At 34.9% G+C, this 11,850-nt stretch carries 13 protein-coding genes; 10 read left to right on the top strand and 3 right to left on the bottom strand.

Annotated features, from left to right (window positions below; translation table 11 throughout):
• Nucleotides 1-439 precede the first annotated feature (439 nt).
• Nucleotides 440-2,167 (top strand): hypothetical protein, encoded by a 1,728-nt coding sequence (locus tag SJY09_RS00605; RefSeq protein WP_396637043.1) that lies wholly within the window; start codon nt 440-442, stop codon nt 2,165-2,167.
• Between the two features lie 212 nt (nt 2,168-2,379).
• Here the strand turns inward: SJY09_RS00605 and SJY09_RS00600 are convergent, their stop codons facing one another.
• The gene (locus SJY09_RS00600; protein ID WP_396636911.1) at nt 2,380-3,453 is read right to left on the bottom strand and encodes an IS110 family transposase; all 1,074 of its coding nucleotides are present in this window, start codon (nt 3,451-3,453) and stop codon (nt 2,380-2,382) included.
• A 382-nt stretch (nt 3,454-3,835) separates the two neighbouring features.
• On the opposite strand from SJY09_RS00600, the gene SJY09_RS00595 reads away from it, so the two are divergent.
• From SJY09_RS00595 to SJY09_RS00560, 8 genes are all read left to right on the top strand, one after another.
• Entirely contained in the window at nt 3,836-4,486 is a 651-nt protein-coding gene (locus SJY09_RS00595) for a hypothetical protein (protein WP_396637042.1), read from the top strand.
• A gap of 63 nt (nt 4,487-4,549) precedes the next feature.
• Complete coding sequence (locus SJY09_RS00590) at nt 4,550-5,287, top strand: CPBP family intramembrane glutamic endopeptidase (RefSeq protein ID WP_396637041.1); 738 nt, start codon at nt 4,550-4,552, stop codon at nt 5,285-5,287.
• A 671-nt stretch (nt 5,288-5,958) separates the two neighbouring features.
• Nucleotides 5,959-6,198: a type II toxin-antitoxin system ParD family antitoxin gene (locus SJY09_RS00585; protein ID WP_396637040.1), complete on the top strand. Its 240-nt coding sequence runs from the start codon at nt 5,959-5,961 to the stop codon at nt 6,196-6,198.
• Nucleotides 6,191-6,478 (top strand): type II toxin-antitoxin system RelE/ParE family toxin, encoded by a 288-nt coding sequence (locus SJY09_RS00580; protein ID WP_396637039.1) that lies wholly within the window; start codon nt 6,191-6,193, stop codon nt 6,476-6,478. The genes SJY09_RS00585 and SJY09_RS00580 overlap by 8 nt, the downstream gene beginning before the upstream one ends.
• 237 nt (nt 6,479-6,715) lie before the next feature.
• Entirely contained in the window at nt 6,716-7,363 is a 648-nt protein-coding gene (locus SJY09_RS00575; protein ID WP_396637038.1) for a hypothetical protein, read from the top strand.
• Between the two features lie 165 nt (nt 7,364-7,528).
• Nucleotides 7,529-8,293 (top strand): DUF6090 family protein, encoded by a 765-nt coding sequence (locus tag SJY09_RS00570; protein ID WP_396637037.1) that lies wholly within the window; start codon nt 7,529-7,531, stop codon nt 8,291-8,293.
• 96 nt (nt 8,294-8,389) lie between these two features.
• Nucleotides 8,390-8,761 (top strand): DUF2200 domain-containing protein, encoded by a 372-nt coding sequence (locus tag SJY09_RS00565; protein WP_396637036.1) that lies wholly within the window; start codon nt 8,390-8,392, stop codon nt 8,759-8,761.
• A gap of 75 nt (nt 8,762-8,836) precedes the next feature.
• Nucleotides 8,837-9,424 carry a DUF1684 domain-containing protein gene (locus SJY09_RS00560; RefSeq protein ID WP_396637035.1) on the top strand — a complete coding sequence of 196 codons (588 nt, stop codon included), beginning with the start codon at nt 8,837-8,839 and terminating at the stop codon, nt 9,422-9,424.
• Nucleotides 9,425-9,519: 95 nt separating this feature from the next.
• On the opposite strand, the gene gldC is transcribed toward SJY09_RS00560, so the two are convergent.
• Nucleotides 9,520-9,855: a gliding motility protein GldC gene (gldC, locus tag SJY09_RS00555; RefSeq protein WP_396637034.1), complete on the bottom strand. Its 336-nt coding sequence runs from the start codon at nt 9,853-9,855 to the stop codon at nt 9,520-9,522.
• Nucleotides 9,856-10,812, bottom strand: a complete 957-nt coding sequence (gene gldB, locus SJY09_RS00550) for a gliding motility lipoprotein GldB (protein WP_396637033.1) — start codon at nt 10,810-10,812, stop codon at nt 9,856-9,858.
• 91 nt (nt 10,813-10,903) lie between these two features.
• Between gldB and nadE the strand changes: the two genes are divergently transcribed.
• Nucleotides 10,904-11,692 (top strand): NAD(+) synthase, encoded by a 789-nt coding sequence (gene nadE / locus SJY09_RS00545; RefSeq protein WP_396637032.1) that lies wholly within the window; start codon nt 10,904-10,906, stop codon nt 11,690-11,692.
• Nucleotides 11,693-11,850 lie beyond the last annotated feature (158 nt).

Here is an 11,850-nt window from a genome sequence, read left to right as displayed (position 1 = left end):
GTTTTTCGATAAATCGTATGAGAGTTACACTATCAAATACGAGGTTTCGTATAAAAACTTATTTGAAGTAAGTTGATTTTTTTTGGAAAATCAAGTTTTTCGGCATCTTTTTTTTCATTTCCGTGACCTTGACCCTTACCCAACGAGAACATATACTCGTATATATTTCATTGGAAAGTCTCCCTCAAAAAAACAATGGTTTTGTAGTTCCTACTGTTCCGCTATAAGAGAAGTGACTCCGTAAATAAGGCGCATATGCCATTTGAAGGCTTCAAAGCAATGCGCTATATTTACTGCACACAACATAGGCTAAATGCAATACGGCTACGCCGAACAGCACTTAGCCTCGACCGTTGTGCACAATAAGCGCAGGAAAACAACGAAATTTATAAAAAAATAAAAAACGTATTATTGTATTACTAACCAAAACAAAATCAATATGATAAAACCACCTCGAACATTCTTAAAATATGCGATTACAATAGTAATACTTTTATCCTTTTGTACTGTTGATGCACAAGAAACTGTTGACGATTCATTAGAGATTTTGACAAATATTGACCCAAGACAATATATTACTGTTAAGGAAGTAAGGAATTTAAAAAAGAAGAATATTTGGAAATATAAAGTGAATGACAACTTGAACTCTAATCAAGAAAATGTTATAATTGATACTAAGAGTTTAATTGAAATCTATTTTGAAAAACAAAAGATTTTTGAAAACATTAATTTTAAAGGTGAAATTACGATAGAGGGCAAAATTGTGAGTTCGGATGGAGGTGAAGACCCTGTAGAGGTTTTTCCATATACTAAAATAGGCGAAGAAAAATCTACAATTGGTGTTCCTTTAAGACCTCTTGAAATTGCAACTATTTTCGCCAATTTGATAAAGGAATGTTATACTATTCAGATACAAAGCGATTTGCAACAAGCATATGGTAACTCATATGTATTCTTATATACTGAAATCGACTTTCTTTTATCATCAAATAGTGTTATAAATAACGTTCAAAATTTTCAATACCAACAAGATAATGGACTAGAAACTACATCAAATCGTTTGAAATTGATTTATGATGAAATAATAGATAATGAGCATCCGATTGCGTTACAGGTTTTGCAAGAGTTAGATGAAGGAAATATTGTAAATATTGATAATTTAATTTCAGAATTAGAAGAAATAAGAAGCTATGCTTTGTTAAATAAAATTAGCATTTTAAAAGACTATTTAAATAGGTTCAAAATTATTGCAAATTATATTAAGTACTTCAAACAATCTGGAGTTAAGGCTGAAGATGCTTTTCTTAAAGGTATTGAACAAGATTATATCTGGCTTGATGCTATTGAGTCAAGGTTGTTAGAAGATATAGAAAGTTTTGAAACTTCATTGGAAGAAGATATGCTAAATGATGCTATTTCATTAAAACGGAGTATAGAACTTCAAATTGATAAATTAACAAGAAATATACCTGAAAGTAATATTTTAAAAAAACTGGAAAACATTGCCTGTTATGAAATTTTAAAAAGAGATGACTGTGCAGTTGTAATAACCAAATCAGAAATAATCAAAGAAATAACTCAAGATGCAAGTAAGAATATCTATTTAGAATTAGATTATGGAACAATAAACCTGAGAAAAGAACGAGCTAAGGAAGGTGATGTACTTTATCTATATGTAATTTTAGAAAAAAATAGAGATAGAAGAAAAGAGGCTGGAGTAGAAACTGAGAAAAAAGTGTTACCCATAGGCACTTACGAACTTAGGCAAACGGGCTGGCAAGTCAAAATTTCTGACTCGTTTCTTTTAGTTAATAGAATAGATGAGCCTACATCAGAAGAGTCTTCAAGTTTGTCACCATCAAACTTTAAAGGAGCACCTGGTGTTTCTTTAATGCTTACTTACAGGCGTGATGGAAAAAAAGACTCTAATCGTTTAGTTAATTTTTTAGAGCCTTCAATCGGAGCTAATGTTTCTTATGTTGATTTTAGTACCGAAGATGATATAGAGGTTGGTGCAGGTTTGGTTTTAGGCTTTTTTAATAATAAAATATTCTTAACTGGTGGCATTAATTTGAATATGACTGGAAATGGCGAAACAAGTCCTTATTATTGGGGAGTAGGTTTTAGTTTTGCGAATATTGCAAGTAAAATTTTAGGAAATAAATAGTGACTTTGTAGTTAAGTTTTTTAGATTTGATTAGGTCATCTTATGGAATGTAATTACTGTGCACAACAATGGCTATAAGTAATTGCTTGTTCTCGCCTACTTTGGAAATTCCTGCGGAATTTCCAACTTGGTGTATACTTGCAAAAGTTTGTGCTAAGCCCCGCAACTACTCATAGGTACTGTGTTAAAAAGCAAGCTTTTTCTTTAAAATATTAGGAAACAAGTTGAGCAATCAAGTTGTTATCCTGCGCAGCAAGGGCTTCACGCTTTTGCTGCTTTTTAGTTTCAAAATCCGCATCATAGAATTCTTCGTTTTTCCATAGGGTGTACATTAATATCAACAGCTTTCTCTGAACCGCTATTAAGGCCACCAGTGGCTTTGCTTTCTTTGGCTTAAGTCGGTTATAGAATTGTTTCAATGTTGGATTACAACGCACACAGGTCATCGAAGGCATATGTAGAACGGCACGAATATGGCTGTTACCCTTTTTGCTGATCCTTGTTTTGCCCTTGAAGTTCCCCGACTCTCGCAAGACAACATCGTAACCGGCGTAGCTGGTCAGTTGTTTCGCGTTTACGATAGAAGCAAAACCCAAGGTCTCTCCTATAACGGTAGCTGCGGATATAAATGAAATACCAGGTATACTCATCATAAAGCCTATCTTGTTCCGCAGTACTTTGTTTTTGGATATCAGGTCCTGCATTTCTTCTTCTATAGATCCTATTTGACCATTGATAAGTTTCAGCCTGTTCTTATGCCTTTTAAGGGCTTTGGCATTCCTATAAACACTCGACGAAATTGCTCCCTGACGATTGTTCTCTATTGTCCTATCCTTTAACAAAGAACTACGTTCCCTGCTCAATGCTTTTAAGCGTTGAAGTTCTTCACTGGGTGGCTCCCATAAACGAATAGACCTTTCCAGACCGAGCATACCGAGCATTTTACTATCCAGCGCATCTGTCTTTGAGCGTTGGTCAAGACTACGGGCATAACTCTTCACCCTGCCCGACTGCATTACACAAACCGAATAACCTTTGGAATGCAGATAATGGGCGATACCCTGATGGTAAACTCCCGTGGCTTCCATAACCACTAAAAGCTCAACGCTAGCATCCACCGATTTCCTTAACCATTTCAAAAGCTCTTTATAACCTGACAGATCATTGGGCACATCTGGATGTGATATGAATTCTTTGTTCAGCTTATCGGTCAGAAAACCTAGGGATAATGATAAGTTTAGTTTAGAGACATCAATACCCAAACATTGTTTTAAGCGCTTTTCCATAACATTATTTTTTTAAGCTATAACCTTCTTTATCATCCTTGCTCGCATTTGATTCGACCTCTGTAAAATAGGGTCTAGGTACTGTCCGGATTCCAAGAAAACTATAGAAGGGCGGGATTTCTATGAAACGATATCACCTTAAGTGTATCTAGCCGAGACCTCTCTGTCCCTTCTATTCTAGCTTTTGTTCACTTCCCAAGCTAATGTTTTAAAACATTAGCTTGGGAAGTGTGTAGACCTAAGCAACGATATCCATTTTAAGTATCTGGCCGAAACACGAAACCACACTTCCCTTTAAGCTAATGGATTATCCTAAATATCTTATCTTCAACCTAAGAAACAAACATACGAGCCGAGACCGTTGTAGGTAATACCAAAAAATATGGGAACATCAATAAAATCATTTCATTTTAACGGACAAAACCCCTCGGTAGCCTTTGATAAGGAACCGAATAAATGCCCTTTTTGTCACGACAAAATTACACCTAGAAGATATAGCGCATATCATGGTAAGAATGGATTGGAAATTATCTATAGATGTTCTAGCGAAGATTGCCAGAAAATGTTCATAGGAATTTATAAATCTGACAACCCTTATCGATTAATAGGTACCTCAATCGGAATACATGAACCGAGGAATTTTTCTGATAATATCATAGAGTTATCCCCAAATTTCAGCGAAATATATAATCAAGCTTTGACTAGTGAATTCTATAACCTTGAACATATATCAGGAATTGGTTATCGTAAAGCACTTGAGTTTTTAATTAAGGACTATCTCATCAAGAAATTTCCAGATAAGGAAACAAAGATTAAGGATAAATTTCTTGGCAAGTGCATAAAACAAGATGTAGATAACCAAAATTTAAAGGATATTGCAGAAAGAGCAGCATGGTTAGGTAATGACGAAACACATTACGTTAGAAAATGGGAAACAAAGGACGTTAGTGATTTGAAAAAATTAATAGATGTATCAGTTCATTGGATTGAAATGGAGCTTCTAACGGAGCAATATAAATCAGAGATGACCTAAAAAAAGTACTATGTAAGCTTAGCTCAACCGTTGCCAAACATTTTGAAAATCAACCTAATTTAAATGGATTTTATAATTTCAATCAACGTACTACTTTTTCTTGTACTTTCCGTAATTGGAATCTTTTATTCTATAAAACAAAGAACAAGATTAGTTGAATTGACCAACTTTCAAATTGACAGAGAAACCTTGCTAGGGTTTCATATTATGGGACTTGCAGGAGCGGCTATAATGTTTCTTATTTTCTTAACTAATAAACAACTAGGATTTGTACAAATTGAATCAACTAACAATTGGATTTCAAGTATCAAACAAATTCCGAAAGATTTCATAAGTGCATTTGGTCAAGAAGTTTTTTTTCGGGTTTTTGTTTTTATAGCAATAATTTATCTTTCAGGAAATAAATTAATTGCATTGAGCTTAAGTTCTGTGATTTTTTGTTTGGCCCACTCACCAATGAATTTAATTAGTTTTTCGAGCTATTTTATTGCTGGATTAATGTACGGATTAACATTCCTTAAATTTAAATCAATATGGGCTGCTACCGGTTTACACTTTACTTGGAATTATTTTCAAGGAGCAATATTTGGTTTTCCAGTAAGTAAAGGAATTTCAAATGGCTATTTTAATCTTAATATTGAGGATAATTGGATTTGGAATGGTGGATATATAGGACCTGAGGGAAGTGTTTTCGGAATTATATGTAGAATTCTGATTATCATAATTATATTTTTATTGGCAAATAAGTATGGAATTAAAAAATCAATTAAGTTTTTAGACATAAAGAAAAAAGAATGGTAAGTTAAAAAAACGTGTGGCAACAAAGTATATAATTCATTGCTAGTAAAGGCTTACTTACGAAAATCCTCACGGATTTTCTATTCGTTTAATGTTTGCTAAATTAGGTGTTTAAACACGCAACAAACCATATACATAAACGTTGCTGTGCAATAACTTCTCTTGGGAAAGGTCATTGCTTTTTTGCTAAGGTCTTTTTAAGGAGAAGGTAAAAAAGGATGTTGGACCCTGGAGTTCCAGGGGATCAAGTTTTTCGATAAATCGTATGAGAGTTACACTATCAAATACGAGGTTTCGTATAAAAACTTGTTTGAAGGAAGTTGATTTTTTTCGGAAAATCAAGTTTTCCGGCATCTTTTTTTTCGTTCCCGTGACCTTGACCCTTACCCAACGAGAACATATACGGGTATATATTCCATTGGAAAGGCGCCCTCAAAAAAGCAATGGTCCTGTTGTTCCCATTATACCGTTGAAGAGAAGTGACTCCGTAAACAGGGGCGCATATGCCATTTGAAGGCTTCATGGCAATGCGCTATATTTACTGCACACAACAAGGGTATTGATATCATACGTCTATGACGAACGATACAAATACCCAAACCGTTGGCAACAATATTAAAAAAATTTGGAATTGGTTCGTTTTTGGTGTAAATTAGCATCAAAATATATTTCACATGGCTAGACAGAGCATATCTTTCACACCACCTAATGATGAGTGGTTAAAGGCGCAAGTTGACAATCAAGAATATTCAAGTAAGAGTGAACTTGTTAATGACTTAATTCGTCAGGCAAGAAATCAACAAGTCGAAATTGACTGGATTAGAACTAAATTAGAAAAGTCTGAAAATAGTGGATTTACTACTGATAGTAAAGAAGAAATCTTAGCACAATCCAAGTCTAAACTTAATGACTAAGTATAGATTAAGCAACGACGCTAAAGATGACCTCATTCGTATTCACTGCTACGGAGCTAAAAAATTTGGAACTCAACAAGCGGACAAATATTTTGAAACGTTTTTTGAATATTTTGACATTATAGCGAAAAGTCCTTACTCATTTGAATCTATAGAATACATAAGAAAAGGGTATCGGAGATGTGTTTGCGGTTCGGACAGTATTTACTACAAAGTCAATAATGATACTGTTGACATAATGGCGATTGTCGGAAAACAGGATTTGAAAAATATGCCTTAAACTGTGCGCAAAAATACTGTTACCAACAAAACCTATAAACAATACGGGCTTCGGGCTTAAACGAATGGTTTGTGTATTTTTATGAAGTCGCAAAATCTTTGGGATTTTGCTCTGGACAAGAAAAAATAAATCAAAACAATAAGATTTCGCTATGTCCGTGGCGGAAAGCAAACGCTAGTTTGCTCCCGTGCTGTTCATAGCCCGACCGTTGTGCAACATTTGAACTAACCAACGAATATGGAAATAGACCACATATTTATATTTTCCAAAAATGGCGGAAAAGAAGCCGCTAAATTGATTGAGTTTGGTTTAACTGAAGGAAGTAGTCGCATTCATCCAGGACAAGGGACAACGAACCGAAAATTTTATTTTGAAAATTTTTTTCTTGAAATTTTATGGGTCATTGACGAAAGTGAAATTAGAAGCGAATTGACTTCCAAAACCAAACTTTGGGAACGTTCACAATTTGATAAAAATGATTTCTCACCTTTTGGCTTGTGTTTAGTCAACTCAAAATTGACAGAAAAGCTTTTTGAGCAAAGCCAGATTTATCAGCCGAATTATTTTCCAAAAGGAATGTCAATTGACATAATTACAAACGAAAACAATCCAAATTTACCTTGGACTTTCAGACTTCCATATCGTGACGAAAAAATAGCCCACAATGAACCAATAAATCACAATAATGGAATACGAAAATTAACCCATACGGAATTTGAAATACCATTAAACAAAGAAGAAAAACTATTTAAGACCTATTTTGGGAATAGTGAAATTATTGATTTCAAAAATGGACAACGAAATCATTTGACCCTTGAATTTGATAATAAAAATCAAAAGAAAGAAATGAAATTTAACGAACTGAATTTAACTTTAAAATACTGAATAAAAACGTTTTACAATAAAGCATATAGCTTATGACGGGGAACGGCTACCACCAAGGTTTTCGCTCCGTAGCCAGCTTTGGTTTCGGTGGACAGGAAAGTGCTTCGAAACCGCCACAAGCCAAATGTAAACCGTTGTGCTTTATTATGACTAACCCACTAACCAATGATAGAATTCTTTAGAAAAATTAGACAAAATTTGCTTTCAGAGGGAAAAACTGGAAAGTATTTAAAATATGCTTTTGGAGAAATTATCCTTGTGGTTATTGGAATTTTGATTGCGCTACAAATTAATAACTGGAACGAAGACCGAAAGAACAAAATTGACGAAGCGGATTATTACTGTAGAATTTTAGATGACTTTAAAATAACCGAAAAGTTAGTTAATGAATCACTTGAGGGAATTACTAACAGGATTGAAATCAGCAAAAAAATTATAGTAGATTTAAATAAAACACCCAATAATAAAAGTGAAATTCTAAATGACTTTTTAATTACCTTAAGACAAAATGTTTTTGTACCAAGTAATATTGCCTTCGAAGATTTAACTTCATCGGGAAATTTAAAATTGATTACAGATATCCAATTGAAAAATAAACTTATTGAATACAATGCTTTTTTGGAGAACACATTGGATTTACTACAAGAAAATCGTACCGAACTCAATAAGAGGATGATTAATTATGAGTCAACAACGGAATTTGGAATGCAAGAATTCAACTATTTAAAGAAAGAACTTGGAGAAGAGATTGTTCAATTTTTGCCAAATAACGATTGGACAAACAATAAAAATGATAAAACATTTTTAAAGTTCCAGGACAATCTTGTATTTCTAGTTGCCATGTATATTAGACAAAAACAACATTTATCTAATCTGAAAAAGGAAATGCAAGAACCTACAGAACTTTTAAAAGCTAAAAAGTGTAAATAACAAAATCGTTACAATAGCTCTAAGTAATGGCGCCTTTCTCCCCTACTTCTTAAAATTTAGTATCTTAAACGGTAAATATCAATTCAACGAAACGTTATGAAGGTTACAGTCGAAAAAAACGAGAAAGTGGCGAACATGATCTTTGCATCCATATATCCACTTTACCTGAATAGACTAGAGAAAAATGGTAGAACAAAAGAAGAACTGGACCAAGTCATTACATGGTTAACCGGCTTTGACCAAGATACCTTACAAACGCTAATTGATGAAAAGGTAACGTTTAGGACCTTTTTTGAAAGAGCGCAAATGCATCCAAACGCAGACTTGATCAAAGGTGTGGTCTGTGGTTATCGCATTGAAGAAATAGCTGATGAATTTGAATTGTATAAAAATTGTAGACGTATGGAAAAACTTATTGATGAATTGGCCAAAGGTCGTAAAATGGAAAAAATTCTAAGACAAGGCTAAGTAAAAGATATTTTTTACGACTACTTTAGAAAAAATTGACCTTAATTGCATAATTACAAACTGGTACCTAGGCCCATGAGAAAACTTTTATTCCTTTGTATTTTATTTCACTTCGTAACCCTTCAGTCTCAATTACACAGGGATAGTATCTTAGAATTTCAACAGCATCTTACCCAAGAATATAAAGACCCCGATAAATCTCCATTATCAAATACAGATCTCAAAAACTTCGCTGGACATACGTTTTTCCCTATTGACGAAACCTTTAAAATAAAGGCTAAATTTCAAAGAATACTCAATGCCGTTCCGTTTCAGATGAAAACTACCACGAGTAGACAACCAACCTACGAGGTATATGGCATTGCTACCTTTGTAATCCACAAGCAAGAGTATCAGCTGAATATTTATCAAAGCCACAGCCTAAGAACAAAAGAGAAATTTAAGAAGCGCCTGTTTCTGCCTTTTACCGATGCCACCAATGGCATTAGCTCCTATACCGGTGGCAGGTATATTGATTTGGAAATCCCCGAGGGAGATATTATCGTTATTGATTTCAATAAAGCCTATAATCCTTATTGCGCGTATAGCAGCGCTTACTCCTGCCCTATTCCGCCCAAAGAAAATGATTTACCTATTGCTATTACAGCGGGAATAAAAAATTGAACCTAATAAGGAGCACGTTGACTTATTAAAAAAGAGAATCCAAGAAAATAAGCAAAAGATGTTTACCCGCGCTAATGGGACAGCCTTAAAGATGGTTATTCTTTTAACTCTAATTTTTCGGCAAAATAATCGCAGAAATCCTTCATGGTAGCGGTCATCTTTTCATCTTGCGTGGCCTTCATAAAAGTATCGGTCAAAGAAACCAAGGTCTGATGGAAAAAAGTTTTCATTTCATCTACGGGCATATCCTTTGTCCATAAATCTATTTTAAGCGATTCTTGGTTTTTACTATCCCAAACGGAAAGTAACATCGCTTTTGCTTCTTCATTATCAATACCCCCATCTTGTGCCGACCATGAAAGTTTCTCCGGAACTCGGTTATCATCTAATCCTACGCGCAGTGTTATTTCCGATACATGTAAATCTGCCATTTAATTTCTTGGTTTGTAGTTCGATTTTTTGAATATTTCTTCTTCTGGCATAGCCAATAATTGTTTAAGCTTTATATCATTTTTTTCCATAAAAGCCCTAACAATTTGCCATCCGATATAACGCCCTAATCTTCCAGGAGATTCATTGTCTAGTTCCAATCCAAATTTTGAAAAAGGTGCCGGATCCAAGAATCGAGGATTTAAACCGTTATCCGTGCTGTACAAATGTTCCTGTTCGATAAAATTTCTCCAAATAGGATCTTCGTTGCCTATGGCCCAGTTAAGCTCCTCTTCCGTATATCCAATCTTTACGGCGTCGTTCGCATTTGGTAGTAACCTGTCCTTAAGATATAGCTCTTTTCCAAAATAAATCATTCGTGCTAAAAAGGTTCGGTCCCTTGGTCGTGGAACTACTTTCTTCGCAAATGCACTTACAATATCACTGGGGATATAAGCCCTATGGAGACTTTTTGCAATATACCGTTGAAAACCCCCGTAGTATTTATGTTCTGGCCCTAAGTAGTTGTCCAAGCCTATGAGTAGTAAAGTATCCGCCAGGATAATCCTATTGTTATAATCCACATCATTGGTTACGGTAATGATACGTGGGGTAACCTGTTCCGGAAAATAATACTTCATATGTTTGAACAATGACTCTAATGCTACCTTTTCATCTTCAAAACTATTAAAGGTGTTCCCCACTTGCTGAAAAAGCTCTATTTGGAGCGAGTCTTTCATTTTGGCTACCCAAACGCTATCAGGAGCGGGAAAAAAATAAGGGTATTTATTTCTAAGTTGTGCTAAATTCTCTGTCGTGGCGGCCGCAAATTCCCTATCAAACCTTATAATCTTTAAATCCATAGGAATTTTAGCTACCTCGGCCGCTACCTTATCACCATCATTACAGGAAAAAAGAAGCAGAGAAACTAACAATACGCTAAAAATGAGTTTTTTCATACCAAGTATTTTGGAATACATTTTCTTATTCTCCAAGGACAACTTATTTTTAAGGCAAAGTTAATCGATTTATATAAATATTGATAGTCTTATGCAAACGGAAAAAGTAATAGATCACATTGTTACCTGGTTAAAGAATTATGCGACCAATGCAAAACAAAAGGGTTTTGTAATCGGTATTTCTGGTGGTATTGACTCTGCAGTCACCTCCACACTATGTGCCAAGACAGGTCTAGATTTACTTTGTCTTGAAATGCCAATTCATCAAGCGGCCAATCAGTCCGACAGAGCATCGAGACATATTGCGTGGTTACAGGAAAATTTTCCGAACGTAAAACGTCAGCCCGTGAACCTTACTCCGGTCTTTGATAGCCTAGTGGATGTATTTCCGCAGGTTGAAAATGAGGAAGAACGTTTTATGTCCCTGGCCAATACCCGTGCGCGCTTACGAATGACCAGTCTTTATTATTTTGCGGCCCTTAAAAAATACTTGGTAGCGGGAACAGGAAATAAAGTAGAGGATTTTGGTGTAGGGTTTTATACCAAATATGGTGATGGCGGTGTTGATTTAAGCCCCATAGCCGATTTATTAAAGACGGAAGTTTATGCCATTGCAAAAGCACTTGGTGTCAACGAGGAAATCATTAAAGCGGCTCCTACGGATGGTTTATGGGGAGATGACAGAACGGACGAGGACCAAATTGGCGCATCGTACCCAGAGTTGGAATGGGCCATGAAAATGAAGGATGAAGGTAGAACAATTGAGGAATTTGCAGGCAGGGAGAAGGAAGTCTTCAAAATATTCAGCAGATTTAATTCGATGAACCAACACAAAATGCTGCCCATTCCCGTTTGTGTCATACCCGAAATGTTAAAATAAACCACTCACCTAACAATCAGGTAGATAAATCGAATATTTTCTTACAAATTATTGAGATAGAGAAAAATAGTACATCTTTGCCTTCTAATTTAGATTATTTAGCCTTACATTGCATGTACGTCTTTATGGACAAAAAAGCGAGTGAGGACAGTCTAGAA

Origin of the sequence: Maribacter sp. R77961 (genome assembly GCF_044594925.1) — a bacterium.
Taxonomy (GTDB): domain Bacteria; phylum Bacteroidota; class Bacteroidia; order Flavobacteriales; family Flavobacteriaceae; genus Maribacter.
The sequence above is the reverse complement of the archived record's forward strand: the minus strand, read 5'-3'. Positions and strand labels throughout refer to the sequence as shown.